The organism is Streptomyces sp. NA02950 (assembly GCF_013364155.1).
Lineage (GTDB): Bacteria > Actinomycetota > Actinomycetes > Streptomycetales > Streptomycetaceae > Streptomyces.
Genome location: NZ_CP054916.1, coordinates 1,691,273 through 1,715,838 on the forward strand (window position 1 = coordinate 1,691,273; position 24,566 = coordinate 1,715,838).

The 24,566-nt window shown below is 72.6% G+C and carries 21 protein-coding genes and 2 pseudogenes; 12 read left to right on the forward strand and 11 right to left on the reverse strand.

The features are described from left to right. Window positions 1-2: 2 nt before the first annotated feature. Window positions 3-1,241, forward strand: a complete 1,239-nt coding sequence (thrS, locus tag HUT19_RS06855) for a threonine--tRNA ligase (RefSeq protein ID WP_176186564.1) — start codon at window positions 3-5, stop codon at window positions 1,239-1,241. 24 nt (window positions 1,242-1,265) lie between these two features. Here the strand turns inward: thrS and HUT19_RS06860 are convergent, their stop codons facing one another. After that, window positions 1,266-2,027, reverse strand: a complete 762-nt coding sequence (locus tag HUT19_RS06860; protein WP_176179599.1) for a LysR substrate-binding domain-containing protein — start codon at window positions 2,025-2,027, stop codon at window positions 1,266-1,268. Between the two features lie 58 nt (window positions 2,028-2,085). Here HUT19_RS06860 and HUT19_RS06865 point away from each other — a divergent pair, with 58 nt between their 5' ends. Beyond that, a complete protein-coding gene (locus HUT19_RS06865; RefSeq protein WP_176179600.1) occupies window positions 2,086-2,472 on the forward strand; it encodes a DUF5997 family protein in 387 nt (128 codons plus the stop codon). Here the strand turns inward: HUT19_RS06865 and HUT19_RS06870 are convergent, their stop codons facing one another. Together HUT19_RS06870 and HUT19_RS06875 are read right to left on the reverse strand one after the other, a co-directional pair. Further along, window positions 2,473-2,889: a YjbQ family protein gene (locus HUT19_RS06870; protein ID WP_176179601.1), complete on the reverse strand. Its 417-nt coding sequence runs from the start codon at window positions 2,887-2,889 to the stop codon at window positions 2,473-2,475. It lies immediately after the preceding gene. Window positions 2,890-2,952: 63 nt separating this feature from the next. Further along, window positions 2,953-3,801 carry a hypothetical protein gene (locus HUT19_RS06875; RefSeq protein ID WP_176179602.1) on the reverse strand — a complete coding sequence of 283 codons (849 nt, stop codon included), beginning with the start codon at window positions 3,799-3,801 and terminating at the stop codon, window positions 2,953-2,955. A gap of 136 nt (window positions 3,802-3,937) precedes the next feature. On the opposite strand from HUT19_RS06875, the gene HUT19_RS06880 reads away from it, so the two are divergent. Further along, window positions 3,938-5,011, forward strand: coding sequence for an NAD(P)-binding domain-containing protein (locus HUT19_RS06880; RefSeq protein ID WP_176179603.1), 1,074 nt, complete (start codon window positions 3,938-3,940; stop codon window positions 5,009-5,011). 11 nt (window positions 5,012-5,022) lie between these two features. Here the strand turns inward: HUT19_RS06880 and HUT19_RS06885 are convergent, their stop codons facing one another. After that, entirely contained in the window at window positions 5,023-6,030 is a 1,008-nt protein-coding gene (locus tag HUT19_RS06885) for a LacI family DNA-binding transcriptional regulator (protein ID WP_176186567.1), read from the reverse strand. A gap of 343 nt (window positions 6,031-6,373) precedes the next feature. Here HUT19_RS06885 and HUT19_RS06890 point away from each other — a divergent pair, with 343 nt between their 5' ends. From HUT19_RS06890 to HUT19_RS06915, 6 genes are all read left to right on the forward strand, one after another. Continuing rightward, window positions 6,374-7,126, forward strand: a complete 753-nt coding sequence (locus HUT19_RS06890) for a (Fe-S)-binding protein (RefSeq protein WP_176179604.1) — start codon at window positions 6,374-6,376, stop codon at window positions 7,124-7,126. A gap of 29 nt (window positions 7,127-7,155) precedes the next feature. Further along, window positions 7,156-8,634: a lactate utilization protein B gene (locus HUT19_RS06895; protein ID WP_176186569.1), complete on the forward strand. Its 1,479-nt coding sequence runs from the start codon at window positions 7,156-7,158 to the stop codon at window positions 8,632-8,634. After that, a complete protein-coding gene (locus tag HUT19_RS06900; RefSeq protein WP_176179605.1) occupies window positions 8,631-9,332 on the forward strand; it encodes an LUD domain-containing protein in 702 nt (233 codons plus the stop codon). The genes HUT19_RS06895 and HUT19_RS06900 overlap by 4 nt, the downstream gene beginning before the upstream one ends. Before the next feature lie 316 nt (window positions 9,333-9,648). Beyond that, window positions 9,649-11,250: a penicillin-binding transpeptidase domain-containing protein gene (locus HUT19_RS06905; protein ID WP_176179606.1), complete on the forward strand. Its 1,602-nt coding sequence runs from the start codon at window positions 9,649-9,651 to the stop codon at window positions 11,248-11,250. A gap of 146 nt (window positions 11,251-11,396) precedes the next feature. Beyond that, on the forward strand, window positions 11,397-12,626 hold the full coding sequence (locus tag HUT19_RS06910; protein ID WP_176179607.1) for an ROK family protein: 1,230 nt from the start codon (window positions 11,397-11,399) through the stop codon (window positions 12,624-12,626). Beyond that, the gene (locus HUT19_RS06915) at window positions 12,623-15,541 is read left to right on the forward strand and encodes a glycoside hydrolase family 2 TIM barrel-domain containing protein (RefSeq protein ID WP_176179608.1); all 2,919 of its coding nucleotides are present in this window, start codon (window positions 12,623-12,625) and stop codon (window positions 15,539-15,541) included. Before HUT19_RS06910 ends, HUT19_RS06915 begins: the two co-directional genes overlap by 4 nt. 69 nt (window positions 15,542-15,610) lie before the next feature. On the opposite strand, the gene HUT19_RS06920 is transcribed toward HUT19_RS06915, so the two are convergent. From HUT19_RS06920 to HUT19_RS06940, 6 genes and pseudogenes are all read right to left on the reverse strand, one after another. Then, window positions 15,611-16,066 carry a peroxiredoxin gene (locus HUT19_RS06920; RefSeq protein ID WP_176179609.1) on the reverse strand — a complete coding sequence of 152 codons (456 nt, stop codon included), beginning with the start codon at window positions 16,064-16,066 and terminating at the stop codon, window positions 15,611-15,613. Window positions 16,067-16,075: 9 nt separating this feature from the next. Continuing rightward, on the reverse strand, window positions 16,076-17,104 hold the full coding sequence (locus tag HUT19_RS06925; RefSeq protein WP_176179610.1) for a helix-turn-helix domain-containing protein: 1,029 nt from the start codon (window positions 17,102-17,104) through the stop codon (window positions 16,076-16,078). Continuing rightward, a complete protein-coding gene (locus HUT19_RS06930) occupies window positions 17,101-18,105 on the reverse strand; it encodes a helix-turn-helix domain-containing protein (protein WP_176179611.1) in 1,005 nt (334 codons plus the stop codon). The genes HUT19_RS06925 and HUT19_RS06930 overlap by 4 nt, the downstream gene beginning before the upstream one ends. 223 nt (window positions 18,106-18,328) lie before the next feature. Next, window positions 18,329-18,421: pseudogene (locus HUT19_RS42840) on the reverse strand (glycoside hydrolase family 16 protein); the annotation flags it as partial. 2 nt (window positions 18,422-18,423) lie between these two features. Further along, window positions 18,424-19,237 (reverse strand): annotated as a pseudogene (locus HUT19_RS06935) (ROK family protein); the annotation flags it as partial. Window positions 19,238-19,338: 101 nt separating this feature from the next. Beyond that, window positions 19,339-19,761, reverse strand: a complete 423-nt coding sequence (locus HUT19_RS06940; protein ID WP_176179612.1) for an ankyrin repeat domain-containing protein — start codon at window positions 19,759-19,761, stop codon at window positions 19,339-19,341. Between the two features lie 275 nt (window positions 19,762-20,036). On the opposite strand from HUT19_RS06940, the gene HUT19_RS06945 reads away from it, so the two are divergent. Continuing rightward, entirely contained in the window at window positions 20,037-20,231 is a 195-nt protein-coding gene (locus HUT19_RS06945) for a hypothetical protein (RefSeq protein ID WP_176179613.1), read from the forward strand. A 1-nt stretch (window position 20,232) separates the two neighbouring features. Continuing rightward, the gene (locus tag HUT19_RS06950) at window positions 20,233-21,912 is read left to right on the forward strand and encodes a hypothetical protein (protein ID WP_176179614.1); all 1,680 of its coding nucleotides are present in this window, start codon (window positions 20,233-20,235) and stop codon (window positions 21,910-21,912) included. A 62-nt stretch (window positions 21,913-21,974) separates the two neighbouring features. Here HUT19_RS06950 and HUT19_RS06955 read toward each other — a convergent pair whose 3' ends face one another. After that, window positions 21,975-23,498 (reverse strand): PLP-dependent aminotransferase family protein, encoded by a 1,524-nt coding sequence (locus HUT19_RS06955; RefSeq protein ID WP_176179615.1) that lies wholly within the window; start codon window positions 23,496-23,498, stop codon window positions 21,975-21,977. Between the two features lie 143 nt (window positions 23,499-23,641). Here HUT19_RS06955 and HUT19_RS06960 point away from each other — a divergent pair, with 143 nt between their 5' ends. Next, window positions 23,642-24,322: a YitT family protein gene (locus HUT19_RS06960; protein WP_176179616.1), complete on the forward strand. Its 681-nt coding sequence runs from the start codon at window positions 23,642-23,644 to the stop codon at window positions 24,320-24,322. Window positions 24,323-24,566 lie beyond the last annotated feature (244 nt).

The following is a 24,566-nucleotide window of genomic DNA, read 5'->3' on the forward strand; positions in this document are numbered from 1 at the left end:
GTGTGCACGACCACCGCAGACTCGGCCGTGAACTCGACCTGTTCGACACCGACCCGCTGATGGGCTCGGGGCTGCCGTACTGGCTGCCCGACGGCGCGGCGGTGCGGCACTCCCTGGAGGAGTACATCCGGGCCGTCGAGCGGCGGGCGGGCTACCGCCACGTGTACTCCCCGGTGCTCGGCAAACGGGAGCTGTACGAGATCTCGGGACATTGGGCGCACTACAGCGACGACATGTACCCCCCGATGGACGTGGGCGGTGAACAGGTGGTCCTGCGTCCGAGCCTGTGTCCCCACCATGCGCTGATCTACCGCTCCCGCTCCCACAGCTATCGCGAACTCCCCCTGCGCATGGCCGAGTTGGGCGGTATGCACCGCGCCGAACTGTCCGGTGTCCTCGGCGAGCTGACCCGGGTCCGGGCCATTCAGCTCAATGACGCCCATGTCTTCTGCACCCTGGACCAGGCGGCCGGCGAGGCGCGGGCCGCGCTGGAACTGATCGGCGAGGCGTACGCGGCACTCGGCATCACCCCGGCCCGCTACCGGCTCTCGCTCCCCGGCCCCGGTGGGAAGTACGTGGCCGCCCCGGAGATGTGGCGGCGCGCGACCGCGCTGCTGACCGAGGTCCTGGAGGACTGCGGTCTGCCGTACGAGGCGGCCGAGGGCGAGGCCGCGTTCTACGGGCCCAAGATCGATGTGCAGCTGGCCGACGGCGCCGGACGGGAGTTCACCCTGTCCACCGTCCAGATCGACTTCCACCAGCCGGAGCGGTTCGATCTGCACTACATCGGGGCGGACGGGGCGAAGCACCGGCCGGTCATGGTCCACCGCAGCATCATCGGCAGTGTCGAACGCGCGGTGGCCCATCTCATCGAGACCTACGGCGGCGGGTTCCCCGCCTGGCTGGCCCCCACCCAGCTGGCGGTCCTCCCGGTGCACGGCGACCAGCTGCCGTACGCCGAAGAGGTCGCCCGGCGGTGCGCCGCCCTCGGACTGCGCGCCGAGGTGGCGGGGCCGGAACGCGGCAGCCTCGGCGCCCGGATCCGGGCCGCCCGGCTCGTCCCCTACCAGGCCGTCATCGGCGCCAAGGAAGCCGCCGACGCGCACATCAGCCTGCGTCTGCGGGACGGCCGCCGCCTCGACCCGCGCCCCGCCGATGAGGTCCTGGCCCGGATCGGCGCCCTCGTGAGCGCCCACGACCCGGCCTTGTGGGAGGACGGTGCCGCCGATCAGCCGGGATAGCCGAGCCGCAGCCGGCGGTGGGGGCTACGACCGGCGGCGCGGTTTGCCGCGCTTGCCGGCCCTGGCGCCGCCGGAGCCCCTGCGCGGGCTCTTGCCGGTCGCCCTGCCCGCCGTGGGCTGCCGCCGTGCGCCGCCGGTGTCCGGACGCTTGCGCTTCGGCTGCGCCGGGGGCGGGGTACGTCCCCGTGAGCTGTTGACGGTCCGCCCGCGGACGATCCCGATGAAGTCCTCCACCAGGCCGGTGGTCGCGTCCTCCGGCCACGACAGCGCGACCCGCGACGCGGGGGCGTCCGTGACCGGCCGATAGGTGAGGTCCCTGCGGTGGTGCAGACGGGCGAGTGACTGCGGTACCACCAGCAGTCCCACTCCGGCCGCCACCAGCGCAATGGCGTCCGCCGTCGTGGCGGGGCGCTCGATCGCGGGCCGCCCCGGCCGGTGTTCCCAGTCGAGCACGTCGTCGAGGGGATGCAGCACGATGTCATCGGCCAGATCCTCGGCGGACACCTCGTCGACCGCCGCCACGACGTGGTCCTTCGGAACCACGACCACCGTCGTCTCGGTGTAGAGGGGGATCGCGCTGAAAACCGTCCGGTCGACCGGCAGCCGCACGAACCCCGCGTCGGCGCCGCCGCCGCGCAGCACATCGGACGCTTCGGCGGCGGACACCGGGATGAGGGTCAGTGGCACCTCGGGCAGCCGCTCGTTCCAGATCCGCACCCACTTGGCGGGCGTCACCCCCGGGACGTACGCGAGCCGGAACGAAGGGGATACTTCCGAGCTGGTCACTCCGCCAGGCTACCGGCCGTGGTCGGAGGCCGCACACACGCTCTATACCCTTGACACCATGAAGTCGCACCAGACATCCCAGACGATGAAGCCCGCGACGGCGGCGAAGAAGCTGGGTGTGTACCTCCAGGCCACCCCCACCGAGTTCCAGGAGGGTGTTGTCTCACGCGCCGAATTGAACGCGCTCCAGGCCGACCCGCCCGAGTGGCTGCGGGACCTGCGCCGCGACGGCCCGCACCCCCGGCCGGTGGTCGCGGCGAAGCTCGGCACCTCCATCGCGGGTCTCGCGCGCGGTGGCGTCACGGAAGCCCTCACCACCGAGCAGATCGAGGCCTTGAAGAGGGACCGTCCCGAGTGGCTGGAGAAGGAACGCGCCACCCAGGCCGAGGTACGGAAGGAAGCGGCGCGGATCAGGGAGAAGAACGCGGAGCGCCGCGAAAGCTGATCAGCCGAGGAAGCTCAGCCGCACCTGACGGTCGCGGTTGTCCTTGTTGGTGTCGACGAGGCACACCGACTGCCAGGTGCCGAGCGCGAGCCGTCCTCCGACGACCGGCAGCGTGGCATGCGGCGGGACGATGGCGGGCAGCACATGGTCCCGGCCGTGGCCCGGGCTGCCGTGGCGGTGGCGCCAGCGGTCGTCGGCGGGCAGCAGATCGTGGAGCGCGGCGAGCAGATCGGTGTCACTGCCCGCCCCGGTCTCCAGGATCGCCACCCCGGCGGTGGCATGCGGAACGAACACGTTGAGCAGTCCGTCGCGGCCGTCCGCCACCTCCCGCAGATAGGCCGCGCAGTCGGCGGTGAGGTCGGCGACGGTCTCGCGGGAGCCGGTGGTGATCTCGATGAGGTGAGTACGGAAGGTCATACCTCCATCCTCGTACCCGGCTCCACGAAACGCCCATCACCCCGTAGCCGTGGCGTCACGGCCCTAACGGCCCAGCACCGCCCCCGCATTGGATCTCATCGTGTCCAGATCGCGCCGTACCGCGTCGTACGTGGCCCGGTGGCGGGCGATGTCGGTGCGCTGGCGCTCGGCGAGCACGGAGGACCACACCTCCACGGTGTGGTGTTCTCCCTTGCACTCGACATCGGCCACGGCCGTGCCCACTTCCCGCTTGGTGCGGGTGGTGTTGCCGTCCGAGGCGCGGGACCACCTCTTGTCCCGGAAGGCGTCCCGCGGAGTCGCGTACCGCGCGAAGCCCTTGTCCTCGACGCACCGGGACCAGGTCTTCAGGGCCCGCCGCACCCGGGGGTCCCTCTGGGCCGCCTTCTCCAGCCGCACTTCGCGCCCGGTGGCGTAGCTCCACATGCGCTGCTCGTCCTTGACACCGCGGTAGAGCCGGCGGTCCGCCTGGCCGTTGCAGCCGCCCTTGGGTCCCTTGCGGGGCGGGTCGCCCTGCACCGCGGCGTACTCCTTCTCGGTCATGGGGCGGCCGTCCGGCTCCCGGCCGTCCTTCTTCTTGGGGTCCCAGCCGTATCCCCACCGGCGAGCCTGGTCGAGGTCGAGTCGGCCGTACGGGGTGGAGGCCGAGACCGCCACCATGGTGATGTGCCGCATGCCCATGCTCGGGAGCTGCGGATGGCGGGGGAAGCCGGTGAACCCCAGCCGCACCATGCAGCGTTGCACCAGCAGGTCGTGTGCCTGGCTGTACCGCTGGAAGTCGTCGTCCTGCCGGTACCGGTCGATCGGCAGCCGTGGCTCTTCCTTCGGCGGTGTGTGATCCGTGGAGCCGCCTCCGGCTCCGCAGCCCGCCACCGCCGCGATCAGCAGTGCCACCGCCGTTCCGCACCCCGCCGTTCCGCGTGCACACTTCGCCACTGTTGGTGTCCTCCCCGTATGTCTGCCGCCCCCGGCCACCGGACCCTACCGCCCGGCCGGGAAGATCCCGCGGCCGGAACGGGTTGGTGGAAGCATGAACAACGTGGATGTGGTGGTCGTGGGCGCCGGGCAGGCTGGGCTGTCCGCGGGGTATCACCTGCGGCGGGCGGGTTACGAGCCGGGCAGTGGGTTCGTGGTGCTCGACCGCTCCCCCGGACCGGGCGGTGCGTGGCAGTTCCGCTGGCCGTCGCTGACGTACGGCAAGGTGCACGGGCTGTACGACCTGCCGGGGATGCGGCTGACCAGCGACGACGCCGACGCCGAGCGGCCGTCGTCCGAGGTGGTCGGCGCATACTTCGCCCGCTACGAGCGCACCTTCGGCCTCCAGGTCATCCGCCCCGTCCATGTCACCGCCGTCCGTGCGGGCGACGGCGAACACCTGGTGGTGGAGACCTCGGCCGGGACCTGGGCCACCCGTGCCCTGATCAATGCCACCGGCACCTGGGACCGGCCGTTCTGGCCGCGCTACCCCGGGCAGGAGACCTTCCGGGGGCGTCAGCTCCACACCGCGCAGTACCCCGGCCCCGAGGCGTTCGCCGGGCAGCGGGTGATCGTCGTGGGCGGTGGCACCTCCGGGGTGCAGCATCTGCTGGAGATCGCCGAGGTGGCGGCGGAGACGACCTGGGTGACCCGGCGGCCGCCGGTCTTCCGTGAGGGGCGGTTCGACGAGATCCGGGGGCGTGCGGCCGTCGCCCTGGTCGAGCAGCGGGTACGGCGCGGGCTGCCGCCGCGGAGCGTGGTGTCGGTGACCGGGCTGCCCATGACGGAGGCCATGCGGCGGGCCCGGGAGAAGGGGGTCCTGGACCGGCTGCCGATGTTCGACCGGATCTCCCCGGCCGGGGTGAGCTGGGACGACGGCCGGGTCGTGGAGGCGGACACCATCCTCTGGGCCACCGGCTTCCGCGCCGCGATCGACCACCTGGCACCGCTGAGGCTGCGCGAGCCGGGCGGCGGTATCGCCCTGGAGGGCACCCGTGCCGTCCGGGACCCCCGGATCCATCTGGTCGGCTACGGGCCATCGGCCAGCACGGTCGGCGCCAACCGCGCCGGGCGGGCCGCGGTACGGGAGATCCGGGCGCTGCTGGACCCCGTCCCGGCCGCCGTCTGAGGACGGGCGGCCTACGCCCGCAACGTCGAGTCACGGACCACCAGTTCGGGCTGGAACACGATCCGCCGGTGCTGATGGACCGCCGCGTCCTCGCCCGTCTCCTCGATCAGCAGGTCCGCCGCCGTACGCCCCATCCGGAACGCGGGCTGCCGCACCGATGTCAACGGCACCGCGGCCGCCGCCGCGAACTCGATGTCGTCGTACCCCACCAACGCCAGCTCCCCCGGCACCGACACCCCCGCCGCGAAAAGCGCCTGGAGCACACCCAGCGCCAGCAGGTCATTGGCGCAGAACACCGCCGTCGGCCGCGGCGACAGCCCCAGCAACCGCGCCCCCGCGTCCCGGCCCGCCGCCACATCCAGCCGCTCGGTCTCGATGTGCTGTAACGCCTCGGGCGGCAGCCCGTGTTCGGCGAGCGCGGCGCGGACCCCGGCGCGCCGGTCCTGACACTGCGGAAGCCGCATCGAGCCACTCACATAGACCAGCCCCAGGTGGCCCTGAGCCAGCAGATGGCGGCCGGCGAGCGCCCCGCCCTCGACGTCGTCGACCGACACCGAGCACCCCTCCGCGGTGGGCACCTCGCGGTCCACGAAGACGAACGGGATGTCATGGCGGCGGAAACCGCGCAGATTCGCCCCGGTGGCATCGGCCGGGGTGACCAGCACTCCGCGCACCCGGTGCTCGGCGAAGAGGGCCAGATAGTCGGCCTCCTCATCGGGGCTCTGCGCGCTGTTGCACACCATCACCCCGAGCCCCGCCTCACGCGCCGCCCGCTCCGCGCCACTGGCCACATCCACGAAGAAGGGATTCGCCATGTCGAGCACCAGCAGGGAAATGATCCGGCTGCGCCCCGCCCGCAACTGCCGCGCGGACTCGCTGCGCACATACCCCAACCGCTCGATCGCCGCCCGCACCCGGTCCCGAGTCCCCTGGGCCACCATGTCCGGACGGTTGATCACATTCGAGACCGTCCCCACCGACACCCCCGCCTGGCGTGCGACGTCCTTGATCCCCACCATGCGCCCCACGGCCTCGGCCCTCCGGCTTCCGCGACCCACCGCGGTCGCGGAACCATGGTAGTGCCCCATACCGGCCGGTAGGCGGCCCGGCAGCAGCCTCACCAGCGCCACCGCCCGCGAACTGGAAACCCGGCTGAACGGGGTGAATCCCGCAGCGGCACGTGCGGGAGGGGAACCGGGCCGGACCCCGCACCCGAGCGACCACCGCAACCCACCACGGCGGCTCCTTCACAGCACCCAACCGCTCCGGCAGTATGAGCCCACGGGTGATCGATCGGCGTGGACCGGGCCACTGCCCGGCTGGACACGGCCGGTCCGGCTGGCCCCGGCTGGAGGAGGAACCGTGCGCGTAGGGCTCTTCATCACATGCGTGAACGACACCCTCTATCCGCACACCGGCCAGGCCGTGGTCACGCTCCTCGAACGCCTCGGTGTCGAGGTCGGCTTTCCCCCCGAACAGAGCTGCTGCGGCCAGCCCCAGTTCAACACCGGCTACCGCCACGAGACCGAGCCGCTGGTCCGCCGCTACGCCACCGCGTTCCGGGACTACGACTGCATCGTGGCCCCGTCCGGGTCCTGTGCCGCGATGGTGCGGGACAACTACCCCCGCATCGGTGCGAAGGCCGCCGCCGAGGGCCGTGGCCGGGAGCTCGCCGACGCCGCTGCCGCCGTTGTCCCCCGGACGTACGAGCTGACCGAGTTCCTGACCGATGTGCTGGAGGTGACGGACGTCGGCGCGTACTACCCGCACACCGTGACGTACCACCCCACCTGCCACGGACTGCGGATGCTCCACCTCGGCGACCGCCCGCGGGCGCTGCTCTCCGCGGTCCGGGGGCTGAAGCTGGTGGAGCTGCCGGGCGCGGAGGAGTGCTGTGGCTTCGGCGGTACGTTCGCCGTGAAGAACCCGGCGGTGTCGGCGGCGATGGGCGCGGACAAGGCACACAACATCACGGCGACGGGCGCGGAGGCGGTGTGCGCGGTGGACAACTCGTGCCAGATGCACATCGGCGGCACCCTCGCCCGGCAGGGCTCGACGGTGCGCCCGGTGCACATCGCCGAGATCCTGGCCAGCACGGAAGGGGACATCTGGTGAGCGGCACCCACCGAGCCACCTACCTGGGGATGCCCGCCTTCCCGAAGGCGGCCGACACCTCCACCCACAACACCCAGCTGCGCGCCAATCTCCGCCACGCCACCCACACCATCCGCGCCAAACGCGCCACCGCGGTGGCCGAACTGGACGACTGGGGGCGGCTGCGCGCGGCGGGCGCGGCCATCAAGGACCGTACGCTGCGCCACCTCGACCACTATCTGGAGCAGCTGGAGCGCGCGGTCACGGCGGCCGGGGGCCAGGTGCACTGGGCGGCGGACGCGGACGAGGCGAACCGGATCGTCACCGAGCTGGTGCGGGCGACGGGCGAACGGGAGGTCGTCAAGGTCAAGTCGATGGCGACGCAGGAGATCGGGCTGAACCACGCGCTCGCCGAGGCGGGCATCACCGCGTACGAGACGGACCTCGCCGAGCTGATCGTGCAGCTCGGCGACGATCTGCCGTCCCACATACTGGTTCCGGCGATCCACCGCAACCGCGCCGAGATCCGGGACATCTTCACGGCGAAGATGGCGCGGTGGGGCCGACCGGCCCCGGACGGCCTCACCGACGCGCCCGCCGACCTCGCGGAGGCGGCACGGCTGCACCTCCGCGAGAAGTTCCTGAACGCCAAGGTGGGCGTCTCGGGCGCGAACTTCATGGTGGCGGAGACCGGCACACTGGTGGTCGTCGAGTCCGAGGGCAACGGGCGGATGTGCCTGACCCTCCCCGACACGCTGATCTCGGTGGTGGGCATCGAGAAGGTGGTGCCCACCTTCCAGGACCTGGAGGTGTTCCTCCAGCTCCTCCCCCGCTCCTCGACCGCCGAGCGGATGAACCCGTACACCTCGACCTGGACCGGCACCACCGACGACGACGGCCCCCGCGCCTTCCACCTCGTGCTCCTCGACAACGGCCGCACGGACGCCCTCGCCGACACCGTGGGCCGCCAGGCGCTGCGCTGTATCCGCTGTTCGGCGTGTCTCAACGTGTGCCCGGTGTACGAGCGCGCGGGGGGCCATGCGTACGGCTCGGCCTACCCCGGCCCGATCGGCGCGATCCTCACCCCGCAACTGCGCGGTACCCAGAGCGAGCTGGACGCCTCGCTGCCGTACGCGTCGTCGTTGTGCGGGGCGTGCTACGAGGTGTGTCCGGTCGCCATCGACATCCCCGAGGTCCTGCTCCACCTGCGCGAACGGGTCGTCGAGGGCGGCCCGGCCTCCGTCCGCGGCACCCGCGCCGTCATCAAGCCCGCCAAGGGCCACGCCGCCGAGCGCGCCGCGATGCGGGCGGCGAGCTGGGCGCTGGACCACCCACGGGTGCTGCGCAGCGGACAGCGCCTCGCCTCCCGCACCCGCCGTTTCCATCCGCGCCGGCTGCCCGGCCCGGGCCGGGCCTGGAGCGACAGCCGCGAACTGCCCACGGTGCCGGCGGAGTCGTTCCGCGACTGGTGGCAACGGACCCGCACCACCACCACACCCCGCCATGGCGACGACAGGAACACCCCATGAGCTCACGCGCCCTCGTGATGGCGAGGATCCGCCGCGCACTGGCCGATGTCCCGCGCACCGAGGCCCCGTCGGAGGTGGCGGTCGAGCGTACGTATCTGCGCCGCCACGGCGACCGCACCCCGGCCGAGACCGCGGACCTGCTGGCCGAGAACCTCGCCGACTACCGCGCCGTGGTCCACCGCACGGACGCCGCCGCCCTCCCGGCCCTGATCGCCCGCCTGCTGACGGCCCGCAACGCCACCACGGTGGTCGTCCCGCCCGGCCTGCCCGCGGACTGGCTCTCGGCCACCGAGGTCCGCCGGGTCCCGGACACCGCCGAACTGACCCCGCACGACCTGGACGCGGTGTCCAGCGTGGTCACCGGCTGTGCGGTGGCCATCGCCGAAACCGGCACGGTGGTCCTGGACGCATCCCCGGACCAGGGCCGCCGCCGGATCACCCTGGTCCCCGACCACCACATCTGTGTCATCGGTGTCCCCGTCCAGGTGGTGGACTCCGTCCCCGAGGCCCTCGAACGCCTCGACCCCTCCCGCCCCCAGACCTGGATCTCCGGGCCCTCCGCCACCAGCGACATCGAACTGGACCGCGTGGAGGGCGTGCACGGCCCCCGCACCCTGGAGGTCGTCCTCGTCACCGCTGCCAACCCCCCTGCCGAGGATGCGGTTTTCCTCACATCACGGCCTCATCAGGCCAGTTGAGAGGCGTTGAAGAGGTTGAGACCCGTGCGCGGTGTCAGTGGCTGCCTCTATTGTGGGGGTCATGTGTCCGACTCCTACTCCTCCCCAGCCCGCTTTACTGTCCGCGTCCCCCTCCACCGACCAGGCCAACGAGGCCATCCGCGTGTTTCTGCGGGCACGGTCCGGGCGGGCGTTGTGTCCGGCGGAGCGCGCTGAGTACGGGCGGTTGTTGAGTGTGTATACGCGGGCGTTGCGCGGGGAGATGGAGAAGGCGGCCTGAGCGGAGCGGCGCCGGGTGGACCGGCGCCGACCAGACCTGGGGGGGGCGGGGGGCGCCGTGCGCGCAGTGGGCAAGGTCGTGGTGGGGGCGGCGGTGGCTGCGCTGGTGGGCGCCGCCGGCTTCGGGGCGTACAACCTGTACACCGGGGTGACCGGTGGCGACACCACCGCGACCCGTGACGGGCAGGTGACCGCGTCCGAGGTCCGGGACACGGCACGGCATTTCCTTCACGCGTGGGCGGACGGCAACGACCTGCGGGCGTCCGGCTTCACCAATGACGCACAAGCGGCGGTCGGCGCGCTGAGCGGGTTCCGGGACGACGCCCGGGTGAAGAAGGTGACGCTGACACCGGGCGCGGCCAAGGGCACCACGGTGCCGTTCCGGGTCACGGCGGAGATCCGTTACGGAAAGACCCGTTCGACCTGGAGCTATGGCTCGCGGCTGACCGTGGTGCGCGGCCGGACGACCAACAAGCCGCTGGTCGACTGGACGCCCGCGGTCATCCATCCCAAGCTGACGAAGGGCCAGACGGTCCGGACGGACCTTGCGGAGAATCCGCCGATCCGGGTGCTGGACCGGCATGGCAAGGAGCTGCGGCAGGGCCGCTATCCCTCGCTCGATCCGCTGCTGATCTCGCTGCGGGCGCGGTACGGCGACGACGTGGGCGGTACGGCGCAGGTCGAGGTGTGGGCGGTGCGGCCGGACGGGACGGCCGGGGACACCCTGCACGTGGTGACGGAGGGCAAGCGCGGCACGCTCCGCACCACGCTCGACGCGGCCGTGCAGAAGAGAGCGGAGAAGGCCGTTTCCCAGCGGTTCGGCGCATCCGTGGTGGCGCTCAGGCCCAGCACCGGCGAGATCCTGGCGGTGGCCAACTCCGACAAGGGCGAGTTCAACGCGGCGTTGCAGGGGCAGACGGCGCCCGGTTCCACGTTCAAGATCGTCACTGCCGCCACCCTGCTGGAGACCGGCAAGGTGACACCCGGCCGCCGGGTGCCCTGTCCGAGGACGGCCGCGTACCAGCAGGGCAGGACGTTCCACAACATCGAGCACAGCGAGAATCCGAGCGCCACCTTCGCGCAGGACTTCGCGGCCTCCTGCAACACGGCGTTCATCTCGCTGGCCGGGGCGATCCCCGACGGCGCGGTGGCGCGGGAGGCGCAGTCGGTGTTCGGGATCGGGCGCGACTGGCAGGTGGGGGTGTCGACGTTCGACGGAGCGGTGCCCGACGGCAGCGGGGACGACAAGGCCGCGGCCGTCATCGGCCAGGGCACGGTGCAGATGAATCCGCTCACCATGGCCTCGGTGGCCGCCACCGCCCGGACGGGCGCGTTCAAACAGCCCGTCCTGGTGCCGCGTTCGGTGGGCCACCGGCAGCTCGCCACCAGCGACCGCGCGCTGAGCCCCGCCGTCGTCCAGCAGCTGAAAGGCATGATGCGGCTGACGGCGACGAGCGGTACCGCCGCACGGGCGATGTCCGGGCTGACCGGGGACATCGGCGCCAAGACCGGCTCGGCCGAGATCGACGGCCAGCCGAAGACCAACGCCTGGTTCACCGCCTACCGGAACGACATGGCCGCGGCCGCCGTGGTCACCCAGGGCGGCCACGGCGGCGACGCCGCGGGCCCCGTCGTCCGTGAGGTCCTCACCGCTCACTGAGCCGCGACCGGCCATCACCGCCGGGGGTCCGCCGTACGGGTACTTCGTACAAGGGTTGCGCAAAGGGGTTGTTCACGCCGGATCCGCGCCCCTACTCTGACGCCACACCGCCGACTCCCCCTGACCCCTCCGGAGGCGATCACGGCGTGAGGCGCACCTCTCGCGACATCCGCACGGCGAACCGCCATGAAGTGCTGCGCCATGTCATCGCCGGAGCCCCCGCCGTGTCCCGGCAGCACCTGGCCGCCGCGACCGGCCTCAGCCTGGCCACCGTCGCCACGCTCATCGGTGAGCTGCTGCACCTCGGAGCGGTCACGGAGGTCGGCTACGAGGACTCCGACGGCGGACGGCCGCGTGGACTGGTGGCCGTCAACGCCCCCGGCGGCGCGCTGATCGGCGTGGATGTCGCCGAGACGTACATCCATGTCGCGCTGTTCGACCTCTCCCTCACCGTCCTCGCCAGTGCCGAAGCGGAGCTGCGTCCCGAGGAGAACGAACCGGCCGCGGTGGTGGCGCACATCGCCGCCGCCGTCGCGTCCGTCGTCGCGACGGCGGCGATTCCCGAGGACCGGGTGCTGGGGGTCGGCGTCAGCATGCCGGGGCAGGTGGACCGCGAGGGCGGGGTGTCGGTCTTCGGGCCCAACTGGGACTGGTACGACGTCCCGGTGCTCGACCTGCTGGCCGAACACCTCCCCTACCCCCTCCACCTGGACAATCCGCTGCGCGCCTGTACCGTGGCCGAGCTGTGGTTCGGCGCGGCCCGTGGGCGGGAGGACGCGGTGGTGGTCAACCTCGGTACGGGCGTGGGGGCCGGGCTCGCGCTCGGCGGCACCCTGCACCGCGGGACGAGCAACAGTGCGGGCGAATGGGGACACACCACCCTGGTGCTGAACGGACGGCCGTGCCACTGCGGCGCCCACGGCTGTGTGGAGTCCTACGTCGGCGCCCCCGGCATCATGCAGAGTCTGCGCGAGCTGAGCCCCGGCAGCCCGCTGCTGCGCCCCGATGACCAGACGGCCACCGTCGAGGCGCTCGGCCGCGGTCTCGCCGACGGCGATCCGGTGGCTGTGAAGACCGTGCGGGACACCGCCCGTTATCTCGGCGCGGGCCTGGCCGACCTGGTCAATCTGCTCAACCCCGAAGTGATCGTGCTCAGCGGCTGGGTGGCGGCCGGACTCGGTGAGCCGCTGCTCGCCGAGGTGCGCGCCGGCGTGGCGGGGCGTGCGCTGCGCCGTCCGCTCGCGAGCACCGAGATCGTTCTGTCCCCGATACCGACCAACCCCGTGAGCCTCGGCGCCGCCACCTTCGCCCTGGAGGGCCGGCTGGCAGCGCGCCCACGACTGATCCGACCGAAGGCTGACCGAGGAGAAGGATGAACTCCACGCAGCACAGGCCGCTTCCGTACTACGAGGACGTCTCCCCCGGCAGTGGAGGGCTGCCGCCCCGTGCCTGGTCCGCCGAGACCGACGCGGCGCGGCTGGGCCTGGACGGCACCTGGGCCTTCCGGCTCTCGCCGACCGCCACCGCCGAGGACGACTCCTTCGCCCGCCCCGGCTACGACGCCTCGGGGTGGGACAAGATCCCGGTGCCCGCGCACTGGGTGCTGCACGGCCACGGCGCGCCGATCTACACCAACCACCGCTATCCGTTCCCGGTGGACCCGCCGCGGGTCCCCACCGAGAACCCCACCGGTGACCATCTGCGCGTCTTCGACCTGCCCACCGGGTGGCCGGACGGCGGTGACGCGGTACTGCGTTTCGAGGGCGTGGAGTCCTGTGCGCGGGTCTGGCTCAACGGGGAGGAGCTGGGCACGTTCAAGGGCAGCAGGCTGCCGCACGAGTTCGCCGTCGGGGGGCTGCTGCGCCCGCGCGGCAACGTACTGGCGGTCCGGGTGCACCAGTGGTCCTCCGGCAGCTATCTGGAGGACCAGGACCAGTGGTGGCTGCCGGGCATCTTCCGTGAGGTCACACTGGAGCACCGCCCCGAGGGCAGTCTCGAGGACTACTTCGTCCATGCCGGGTACGACCATGTGCGGGGCGAGGGCACCCTGCGCGTCGACGCCGACCCCGGTGGCCGGGTCACCGTGCCCGAACTGGGCCTGGACCTGGCCACCGGGGAGAGCGCCACCGTGCCCGTGGAGCCCTGGACGGCGGAGACCCCGCGGCTGTACGAGGGATGGCTGACCACCCTGGGCGAGAGCGTCCCGCTGCGCATCGGCTTCCGCACCGTCGTGGTCGAGGACGGGGTGCTGAAGGTCAACGGCAGGCGGGTGCTGTTCCGCGGTGTCAACCGGCACGAGTTCCACCCGGAGTCCGGCCGCGCGGTGGACCCGGAGACCATGCGCGCCGATCTGACGCTGATGAAGCAGCACAACATCAACGCGGTGCGCACCAGCCACTATCCGCCGCATCCGGCCTTCTTCGGGCTCTGCGACGAGCTGGGGCTGTGGGTGATCGACGAATGCGATCTGGAGACCCACGGCTTCGTCGATCAGGACTGGCGGGACAACCCGGTGGACGACGCCCGCTGGATCCCGGCGCTGCTCGACCGCGCCGCCCGCATGGTCGAGCGGGACAAGAACCACCCGTCCGTCGTGATGTGGTCCCTGGGCAACGAGTGCGGCACCGGCCGCGGGCTGTCCGCCATGGCCGACTGGATCCGCGAACGCGACCCGTCCCGGGTGATCCACTACGAGGGCGATCTGTCCTGTGCCGACACCGGCATCTACTCGCGGATGTACGCGCCGCACGAGGAGGTGGACCGGATCGGGCGGCGCGCCGAGCCGCCGTGGGGCGATCCGGAGCTGGACGCCAAGCGCCGACGGCTGCCGTTCATCCAGTGCGAGTACGCGCATGCGATGGGCAATGGACCGGGCGGACTCAGCGAGTACCAGCGGTCGTTCGACACGTACGAGCGCTGCCAGGGCGGCTTCGTCTGGGAGTGGATCGACCACGGGCTGGCCCGGCGCACCGCCGATGGCACGCCCTGGTACGCGTACGGCGGGGACTTCGGCGAGGAGCTGCACGACGGGAACTTCGTCTGCGACGGTCTGGTCTTCCCCGACCGCACCCCCTCACCGGGGCTGATCGAGTACAAGAAGGTCATCGAGCCGGTCCGGATCGACGGCGACGGGGCCGAGGGCACGGTGCGGATCGCCAATCGCCATGACTTCGCGGATCTGTCCCATCTTGTCTTCTCGTGGGCGTACGAGGCCGAGGGCGATGTGGTGGCCTCGGGTGAGCTGGCGGTGCCTCCGCTCGGCCCGGGGCTCGCCGCCGACCTCAAACTGCCCACGCCGCCGAAGACCGAGCCCGGCCAGGAGACCCGGTGGACCCTGGAGGCACGGCTCGCCGCGACGACGTCGTGGGCGGCGGCGGGCCATCCGGTGGCCTGGGCCCAGCTGCCCGCCCGGGTGCGGACCGAGCGACCGCACACCACCGGCCCGACGGAGGCGCCGCGCCGCGAGAGCGGGCGGATCGTCCTCGGCCCGGGCGTCTTCGACACCGCCACCGGCACCCTCACGGCGCTCGGCGCGCTCGCGGTCACCGGACCGCGGCTGGACGTCTGGCGGGCGCCCACCGACAACGACAACGGCGCGTCCTGGCAACCCGATGAGCGCTACGGGCTGATCTGGCGGGAGCTGGGGCTGCACCGGATGCGGCACCGGGTGGACGCGGTGGAGCCGGACGACACCGGGCTGACGGTGCGTACGAGGGTGGCCGCCGCGGCGAGCGACCTGGCCCTGGAGACGGTCTACCGCTGGACCGCGGACGGGGACCGGCTGCGGCTGGCGGTCTCGGTCACCCCGCGCGGCGAGTGGCGCTGTCCGCTGCCGCGGCTGGGTGTGCGGCTGGGGGTCCCGGCCTCGCTGGGCGACGCCGAGTGGTTCGGCGGCGGTCCCGGCGAGGGGTACCCGGACACCCGCACCGCGTGCCGGCTGGGGCGCTGGGCCCTGTCGGTCGACGCGATGCAGACGCCGTACGTACGGCCGCAGGAGAACGGGGCGCGGCCGGACGTCCGCTGGGCGCGGCTGTCCGGGCCCGAGGGGCGGGGGGTGCGGATCGAGGGCGCCCCGCCGTTCTGGTTCACCGCGCGCCGCTGGACCAGTGAGCAGCTCGCCGCCGCCGCGCACACCCCGGATCTGGTGGCGTCGGAGGACACGGTGTGGGTCAACCTCGACCACGGTCAGCAGGGCATCGGGAGTCAGTCGTGCGGCCCCGGGGTGCTCGAGCCGTATCGCCTTCGGGTCGCACCGGCCGCATTCACCTTCGTCTTCAGCCCGTTGGGGTGAGATGAGAGGACCCGGCGGGCCGCCGCCGCGGCGGCCCGCCGGGGGGTCGGACGGTGGGCGGGCCGGCGCTCAGCCCGTCGCGCTCCGCAGCGCCTCGAGCGCCTTGTCCGCGTGCACCGTCATCCGGAACTCACTCTTGACGATCTCCAGCACCCGGCGATCGGTACCGACCACGAAGGTGACCCGCTTGGTCGGTACCGCGGCGAGTCCGCGCTTGACGCCGAACCGCTCCCGTACCGTCCCCTCCGGGTCGGAGAGCAGCGGATAGCCGAAGGAGTGGCGGTCGGCGAACTCCGCCTGCCGCTCGACCGAATCGGCGCTGATGCCCACCGGCCGCGCGCCCACGGCCGTGAACTCCGCCGCGATATCGCGGAAGTGGCACGCCTCCTTGGTGCAGCCCGGGGTCATGGCCGCCGGGTAGAAGAAGAGCACCACCGGCCCGTCCGCGAGCAGTCCGCTCAGCGTACGGACCGTGCCGGTCTCGTCGGGAAGTTCGAAGTCCTCGACCACATCACCGATGTCCATGGGAGCACGCTACTCGGGCCCCGGATGACCCGGGTGACCCGGTGGGTGCGGTCCCCGGCGCGCGGGCCGGGCGCACACCGCGGAGCGGTAGTCGCGCGGCGGGAGCCCGTACTCGGTGCGGAAGGCGCGGGTGAAGTCGGCGGGGCGGGGGAAGCCGCACCGGGCGGCGATCGCGTGGATGGGCCGGTCGCCCAGCCGGGGGTCGGCCAGATCGCGGCGCGCCCGCTCCAGACGCTGCCGCCGGATGAACGCGGACACCGTCAGTCCCTGCCCCTGGAACAGCCGGTGCAGCGACCGCGCGGAGATGTGGTGCGCCGCCGCGATCCGCTCGGGCGTCAGCCGCGGATCGCCCAGATGCCGGTGGATGAAGCCCTGGATGTGCAGGAACAGACTGTGGCGGCGGCTTTCCGGGGTGAGGGCGCCCGGGTTCTCCAGCTGCTGGTGCGCCACGGTCGCGGCGAGCAGATCGACCAGGACGGTGGACAGATGTGCCGCGTCGGAGGTGCGGTAGTGGTGGGTCCGGGTGGTCACATGGGTCAGGTACTGGGCGAGCAGGTCACTGAAGCCCCCGTCGGCAGGGATCCGGTGGGCGATCAGACGGTCCATCAGCTTCGGCCGTACCGGCACCAGGCGCTTGGGGATCTGCGCGACCACATGGCCCAGGCTGCCGTGGTCGCACGCCGTCCAGCCGTCGAAGGCACGGGAGGAGTCGTAGATCACCAGATCGCCGGGGCCCAGGGTGGTGTCCCGGCCCGCCTGGGACAGGTGCATGCGCCCCCGGACGGTCAGGGACAGCTGGTAGTACTCGGGGTCGTGCCGCCGGATCAGCTTCGGTGTCCGGGTGCTGGTCATCGGCAGATACGTCATGGAGGTGATCTGCGCGGTGCCGAGGTCCACCACATCGGCCGTCGCCCGGAAGTCGTCCGTATGGGCGCTGTTGAGCACGGTGGGGATCAGCGTGGTCACCGTCATGTCGTGCCACCAGGTGAATCGGTCGGCCCGCTCCACCGCGTCCGTGGTGAGACGTGTGGTGATCATCGAACGGTCGCTCCTTCCGGACCGGAGGTGGTGGCGGACGACCGCAGCGCCGTACGGCGGTAGTCGCGGGGCGGAATGCCGTACTCGGCGCGGAAGGCGCGGGTGAAGTCGGCGGGGCGGGGGAAGCCGCACCGGGCGGCGATCGCGTGGATGGGCCGGTCGCCCAGCCGGGGGTCGGCCAGATCGCGGCGCGCCCGCTCCAGACGCTGCCGCCGGATGAACGCGGACACCGTCAGTCCCTGCCCCTGGAACAGCCGGTGCAGCGACCGCGCGGAGATGTGGTGCGCCGCCGCGATCCGCTCGGGCGTCAGCCGCGGATCGCCCAGATGCCGGTGGATGAAGCCCTGGACGCGGACGGTCAGCGCACGCTGATGGGGTTCGGGCGGCAGTGGGGCGTCGAAGTGGTGTGCGATCAGCGCCCCGGCCAGGTCGAGCGCCACACTGCCCAGCCGCTGGGCCTCCAGCGGACCGTAGTGGACGGTGTCGCGGGACAGCCGGGTGAGGAACGGCAGGAGCAGGGCACCGATGCCCTCACGGCCGGGTAATCGCACCGCGGTCGTCCGGTGGACGAGGTGGGCGGGCAGCGGCAGCAGTGCCCTCGGGATCATGATCTCGGCCGCGGCGACCAGGTCCTGCCGGGTGTGCAGATGGCCTTCGTAGGGGTGGGAACTGCTCACCAGCACCAGTTCCCCGGTGCGCACCACCAGGCTTCCGTTGCCCTGGGTGATCCGCATGGCGCCGCGCAGCGGGGCGGAGAGGTGGTAGATCTCGGGGTCGGAGCGCCGGATGAGTTTCGCGGTCCGGGCGGAGTCCAGGGGCGGGCAGGTGAACGCGGACACCTGGACCGCCTTCAGATCCAGCACCCGCAGGGTGGCGCGGAAGTCGGCCGCGTGGTCGGTGTGGATCTCGTGGGGCGAATGGCTTTCGAAGGCCAGGTCGCGCCAGCTCGGGAAGCGCTCGGCCGTCGGCAGCCGGTCGCCGTGGAACACCGTCTCGATCATTGCCGGTTCCCCCCTGATGTGCCCTGCGCGGTGTGCCGCCGACCTCCGGTGCGCACGGCAGCAGTACACGCACCGCTGATAAGCGTTCGATGAACTACCAGGAAGACGCGCCCGGCGTGCGGCGCGGTTCGGCCGCGGCCGGGCAGGGGGACAGTTCGGCCGCGGCCCCGCGAGGGCGGGACCGCGGCCGGTGTGGGGGGTGGGCCCGGTGGGTCACGGCGGGTCAGTTGCCGCCGGTCACCCTGACGTAGTCGACGACGAGCCGCTGCGGGAAGGAGGTGCTGCCGTCCGGGTCACCGGGCCAGTGGCCACCGACGCCGCCCGCGCCCCGATGTACGCCTCCAGGCAGCCGACCGCCCCGCACCGGCAGGTGCGCCCGCCGACCTGGACAACGGTGTGGCCCCACTCCCCCGCGCTGCTGGTCGCGCCCCGGTACGGTGCCCCGCCGGTCACGATGCTCGCCCCGACGCCCGAGCCGATCAGCGCGATGACCGCGGTGTCCGCGCCGCGCCCGGCGCCGAACCACATCTCGGCCTGGCCCTGCGCCGTGGCGCCGTTGTCGAGGAACAGCGGCGGCGCCGTGCCCGCGCGCAGCAGCCGCTCCAGCGGCACCGCGTCCCAGCCGAAGGTCTGGCCGTGGACGACGGCCTCGGGCTTCCGCTCGACGACGCCGGGGACCCCGACCCCCACGCCGATGACCGCTTCCGGCCGCACCTCGCCCGTGGCCAGGACCATGTCGAGGCCGGTCAGAATGTGATCGACGATCGGTCCGATCTCATAGCGGCCGGGGAGCAGCGGATGCTCCCATCGGGTGAGTTCGGTCGACCCGCGAGGTCGAACAACTCCACCCGGATGCGGGTTTCACCGACGTCGACCCGATGAGGTGACCGCTGCCGGGGGCGACCTGCGGCAGCGTCCGGGGGCGGCCGCCGTCGGAGTCCACCGAACCGGCGTCCTCCGCCAGCCCGTCGGCGAACAGCTCGGCGACGACATTGCTGCCCGAGCCCGCGCTGAGCCCGGTGACCGCCCCCAGTTCCTGACGGCTCACCGGCCCCTGGACGTACAGCGCGCGCAGCAGCGTCGAACGGTTGCCGCGCCGCAGATCGCCTACGGTCCGCCGGTTTTCGGCCATCGGGCTCCCTCCCCCCGGCCGAATCTACCGGCCCCGCGCCCCGTGGCGCAGTCCGCCGCACACCCCTTCACTCATGCCCTGAAGGAAGCGCCCCCGGGGGTCTATTCGGCCTCCGGCGTCCCGAACAGGGTGAGCAGGTCCTGCCGTCCGAACATCCGCGCCGTCTCGACGGCCGAGGGCGATCCTGCCCGCGGATCGGCGCCCCCGGCGAGCAGCACCCGCAGCACCTCCTCCTCCCCCTTGAAAGTGGCCCCGGCGATGGGGGTCTGGCCCCGCTCGTTGACGCGATTGGGGTCGGCGCCGCGCTCCAGCAGGGCCGATACGACCGCCGGGTGGCCGTAGTAGGCCGCCAGCATGAGCAGCGAATCACCCTTGTCGTTGGTGAGGTTGGCCGGGACGCCCGCGTCCACATAGGCGGCGAGGGTGTCCGTGTCGCCGTGCCGGGCCAGGTCGAAGACCTTGGCCGCCAGTTGCAGCACCTCCGGGTCGTGGGCGGGCTCGGTCTCGGGGTTCGGTTCGCTCATGGCGTCTCGCCTCCGGCTCGGCTTCCGGCTTGTCCGTGCACGCGATCACTCTTCTTGCGATCACTTCTCTACGTGATCACATACACCCTAGGGAAGGGCGGGGCCCGGAGAGGACCCCGCACCGGAGCCGCACCGGGCCGCCGCGCACCCTCACCACACACCCATTGTGATGATTACACCGATAATCCACCCATTTGCACCTTTGCCTGGATGGATACATGCTGTGAGCCTGGAACAACTCATGGTGACCGTCCCCCACCAGCCAGGAGACCGTGATGATCCTCTCCATTTCCGGTGTCGTACTGCTCGGCATCGTCGTCTTCGTGTTCTTCCGCAAGGACGGCCTCAAGGGTTCCCACGCCGTCGTCTGCGCCCTCTTCGGGTTCTACCTGGCGAGCACCGCGATCGCCCCGAGCATCAAGGCGGGCGGCGCGAGCCTGGCCAGCCTGCTGGGCGGAATCAAGATCTGACGTGGCCCGGCGACCGCTCCCCCGCCTCCGTCTCGGCAGTGCCCCGGCCCCACTGCTGCGCGGCCGCGATTTCGCCCGCACGGCCGCCGACAGCGCCGCCGATGTGCTCCACCCGCTGATCGCGCTCACCCGGGGGCTGCGCGTGATGGCCGCCGCCGGGCGGCGGAAGTGGGTGGAGTTGCCGGGCGAGCGCCGCGGCCCCGCGCTGTTCCTCGCGGCCGCCGGTGTGTTCGTCGTCTTCCTGCTGCCGTACGGGCCGCTGGCGGCGGCGGTCTGCCTGATAGGAGCGGCCTGCTGGGCGGGCCGGGAGCGCGCCACCGCCGCCCCGGGCGGCCCCGGTCCGGACGGCACCGAGCGGCTGCGCACCCTCTACGAGGCACTGGTGCCGTACTTCTCGGCCGCCGAGGACCCCAGCCCGCTGTACGCCCACGGCGGGGACTGGTCGCGCGCCTTCGACTCCTACGCGTTCGACGAGGGCGGACGGCTGACCCGGCTGCATCTGCGCTACCCCGCGTACTTCACCGACGGCGAGCCCGGCTCCCGGGCCCGGATCGAGCAGCTCCTGCACGCCAAGTCCGGACGCGGCCGGGAGTACCTGTTCGCATGGGACGAGGAGGCGAACCGGCTCACCCTGACGGTGCTGCCCCCGCTGTCCACCGCGATCTGTGCCCAGCGCTTCGTCACCACCCCCGGCGAGACCGTGCTCGGCTTCACCGACACCTCCTCCGTGCAGCGCACCCTCCCGGTGCTCGAGGGCGTCGAAGGTGTCGAGGGCGGTGACGGAGGTGACGGCGGTGACGGCGGTACGGGCCCGGCCGTGACCGGCGGCGACCGCTCCCGGGGAGGCCGGGGCGGCACGCCCGCCGAACCCGCGACACGCGACGTCCCCCCGGTGGTCTGGCGCACCGGCCCCCGCTCCACCGAACCGCATCTGCTGGCGCTCGGCCAGCCCGGCAGCGGCACCACGACCCTGCTGCGCTCCATCGCGCTCCAGGCGCTGCACCACGGGGACGTCCTGGTGGTCGACGGCAGCGGCACCAGCGAGTACGCCTGCCTGGGCGGACGGGCCGGGGTGCTGGCCGTGGAGTGCGGTCTTGCCGGGACGCTGGCGACGCTGGAGTGGGCGGGGCACGAGACCGAGCGGCGGCTGATCGCCGCCAACCGCGCGCGGCAGCTGGGCCATCCGCTGCCGGACGACATCCAGCGCCCGCTGTGGATCCTGCTGGACCGCCCCTCGGTGCTCAGCCATCTCGCCGCCGCCGACGGCCGCCCCGATCCGCAGGAACTGCTGGCCGTACCGCTGCGGCACGGCCGGGCGGCGAACGTGCGGGTCGTGGTGGCCGACCAGCTCGACGCGGCCGACGGGCTCTCCGAGGCGGTACGGACCCACACCCGGGCCCGGGTGCTGCTCGGCCCGGCCTCCTTCGACCAGGCCGCTGCCGTCCTCGGCGTGCCCCCGCACACCACACCGACCCCGGAGATGCCCGCGGGCCGCGGTTACGCCCGGCTCGGCACCGGCCCGGTGCACCGGCTCCAGGTGCCCGCCACCCCGGATCCGTACGACGACGCGACGAGCGAGGCACAGCGGCAGGCGGTGCTCAGGCTGCTGCCGCGGCCGGAGGGCGCTCCCGCGGCGCGGACGGCGGAGCAGCCCCGTACCTCGGCCCCGTCCGGCGCCTGAGCCGTTCCCGCGCCGTCCCGGGGCCCTCCGGCCGAGGGCCCGGGACGCCGGGACGGCGGGGCTCAGGCGACGTACGTCCGCGGGGCCTCGGCCTCGGTGACGGCGCCCGTGGCGACCCGTTCGGCCGCGGCGGCCAGCCGGGTGGCGGCCTGTTCGGCGACCGCGCCGCCGACGGTGAACGGCAGCCGCACATAGCCCTCGAAGGCCCCGTCCACCCCGAAGCGCGGTCCGGACGGCACCCGCACCCCCAGCCGTGCGCCCGCCTCGGCGATCCGCGATCCGGAGAGGCCGCCGGTGCGGACCCACAGGGTCAGACCGCCGTGCGGCACGGTGAACTCCCAGTCGGGGAGGTGCCGCCGCAGGGCGTCGACCAGCGCGTCGCGGTGGCCGCGCGCGAGCTCGCGGCGTATCGCGACGGCCTCCTCCCAGCCGCCGGTGGTCAGCAGCCAGGCGACGGCGAGCTGTTCGATGACGGGGGTGCCCAGGTCGGCGTAGGCACGGGCGGCGACGAGGCTGCGGATCACCTCGGGGGCGGCGCGCACCCAGCCGATGCGCAGCCCGGCCCAGAAGCTCTTGCTGGCCGAGCCGACCGTGATCACGGTGCTGCCCGCCGGGTCGAAGGCACAGAGCGGAGGCGGCAGTTCCACGCTGTCGTCGAGGCGCAGTTCGGCCATGGACTCGTCGGCGACCAGCACGGTCCCGGCCGACCGGGCGGCGTCCACGAGCTGCCGGCGCTGCTCCTCGGTGGCGAGCGCGCCGGTGGGGTTGTGGAAGTCCGCGACCACATAGGCCATACGAGGGGCGGCGGCGCTCAGCACCTGGCGCCAGGACGGGATGTCCCAGCCGCCGAGCCGGTCGGCCATCGCGACGGGGACGAGGCGGGTGCCCGCCTCCCGCATCAGCTGGAGGATGTTGGCGTACGAGGGCGATTCGACGGCGACCCGCTCCCCGGGCCGCACCAGCAGCCGGGAGGCGGCGGCCACCGCGCCCATGGCACCGGTGGTGACCATGATCTGCTCGGGCATGGTCGGGATGCCGCGCGCGGTGTAGCGGTCGGCGAGCGCCTGGCGCAGGGCGGGCAGCCCGGCGGGGTAGTCACCGTGGGTGTGGGCGTAGGGCGGGAGTTCGTCCAGGGCACCGCGCATGGCGCGGGTGAGCCAGGGCTCGGGGGCGGGCAGCGCGGCACAGCCGAGGTCGATCACGGAGGCGGCGTCCTCCGGCGGGAGCGGATCGAGCCCGCGGGTGGGCAGCGGGCTCCCGGCCGGCATGGCGGTCCAACTTCCGGCGCCGCGCCGTGACTCCAGGAACCCTTCGCCGCGCAGCGCCTCGTAGGCGGCGGCGACGGTGGTACGGCTGACCGCGAGCGCGGCGGCCAGCTCACGCTCGGCGGGGAGCCGGGCGGCGACCGGAACCCGGCCCTCCAGGATGAGCAGCCGCACCCCGTCGGCCAGGGCCCGGTAGGCGGGCACCCGGCGGCCGCCGTTCAGGGCGGTGACCGCGGCCGCGGGCACGCGGTCACGGGTGTGCTGCGATCCGAGCAGCCGCGCGAGTTGCGGTGCCCCCACCGCGGAAGTCCACGGACTCATCGAAAGCGGTCCACCTTTCCCGGATTGGCCATGGAACTGGACTGGTCCCGGATCACAGAGTGACATGCCACCGCCCACCGCCACCAGGGCGCGACGAAGCAGGCACGACGAAACAGGACGAAGCAACAAAGAAGGAGTACGCGTTGTCCGCAGACCCACCGGGGGGATCCCGCCGCCTCACCCGCCGTCTCGTCCAGCTCTACATCGGACTCGTCCTGTACGGCACGTCCATGGCACTGCAACTGCGGGCCACGCTCGGCCTCGACCCCTGGGACGTCTTCCACCAGGGCATCGCCAAGCGCGTCCCGCTCTCGTTCGGCACGGTGACGGTCGTCGTGGGCGCCGCCGTCCTGCTGCTGTGGATACCGCTGCGGCAGCGGCCGGGGCTGGGCACGGTATCCAATGTGCTGGTGGTGGGACCGGCGGCGGACGCCACCTTGTGGCTGGTGCCCGCCCCCGAGGCGCCGGCGGTGCGGATTCCGCTGCTGGCCTTCTCGATCGTGCTGTGCGGCGCGGCCACCGGGCTGTACATCTCGGCCCGCTTCGGCCCGGGGCCGCGGGACGGGCTGATGACCGGGCTGCACCGGCGCACCGGCCGTTCGATCCGTCTGGTCCGGACCGGGATCGAGGTGGCGGTGCTGGTGACGGGATTCATCCTGGGCGGGTCCGTGGGCGCGGGCACGGTACTCTTCGCGCTGGCCATCGGGCCGCTGTCACAGCTCTTCCTGCGTCTCTTCGCGATCCCCACCGCCACCGGAGCGGGCTCCGAGGTGGTCGCGCGGGGCGGCGCCGAAGACCAGATCCCGGACAGATCGGAGATCTGATTTCGAGCTCACGGCAGTGGAGCGGTAGTGTACGCCCTTGGCCTACCAGGCGGACCGTTACTGCGCGCTAAAGTACCAGAAACGCTGGGTGACATCTGCTGCCAGATGTGACAAACCGGGCGCCTGTGGGTAGAACAACGGGGCGGCACGACGGGCGACGCATGTCCCAACACGGGAATCTTCACCGCCGACCGGACGTTGACCGGATGACGACGACAGCGACACCTGTCCTGTGGGCGACAAG

Bases quoted from the DNA above. Each gene is read 5' to 3' on its own strand.
- HUT19_RS06920 (WP_176179609.1), bottom strand. From the start codon at position 16,066: ATGGACATCGGTGATGTGGTCGAGGACTTCGAACTTCCCGACGAGACC.
- HUT19_RS06940 (WP_176179612.1), bottom strand. From the start codon at position 19,761: ATGAGCGAACCGAACCCCGAGACCGAGCCCGCCCACGACCCGGAGGTG.
- HUT19_RS06945 (WP_176179613.1), top strand. From the start codon at position 20,037: ATGATCCTCTCCATTTCCGGTGTCGTACTGCTCGGCATCGTCGTCTTC.
- HUT19_RS06870 (WP_176179601.1), bottom strand. From the start codon at position 2,889: ATGACCTTCCGTACTCACCTCATCGAGATCACCACCGGCTCCCGCGAG.
- HUT19_RS06880 (WP_176179603.1), top strand. From the start codon at position 3,938: ATGAACAACGTGGATGTGGTGGTCGTGGGCGCCGGGCAGGCTGGGCTG.
- HUT19_RS06925 (WP_176179610.1), bottom strand. From the start codon at position 17,104: ATGATCACCACACGTCTCACCACGGACGCGGTGGAGCGGGCCGACCGA.
- HUT19_RS06900 (WP_176179605.1), top strand. From the start codon at position 8,631: ATGAGCTCACGCGCCCTCGTGATGGCGAGGATCCGCCGCGCACTGGCC.
- HUT19_RS06885 (WP_176186567.1), bottom strand. From the start codon at position 6,030: ATGGTGGGGATCAAGGACGTCGCACGCCAGGCGGGGGTGTCGGTGGGG.
- HUT19_RS06955 (WP_176179615.1), bottom strand. From the start codon at position 23,498: ATGAGTCCGTGGACTTCCGCGGTGGGGGCACCGCAACTCGCGCGGCTG.
- HUT19_RS06930 (WP_176179611.1), bottom strand. From the start codon at position 18,105: ATGATCGAGACGGTGTTCCACGGCGACCGGCTGCCGACGGCCGAGCGC.
- HUT19_RS06865 (WP_176179600.1), top strand. From the start codon at position 2,086: ATGAAGTCGCACCAGACATCCCAGACGATGAAGCCCGCGACGGCGGCG.
- HUT19_RS06915 (WP_176179608.1), top strand. From the start codon at position 12,623: ATGAACTCCACGCAGCACAGGCCGCTTCCGTACTACGAGGACGTCTCC.
- HUT19_RS06895 (WP_176186569.1), top strand. From the start codon at position 7,156: ATGCCCGCCTTCCCGAAGGCGGCCGACACCTCCACCCACAACACCCAG.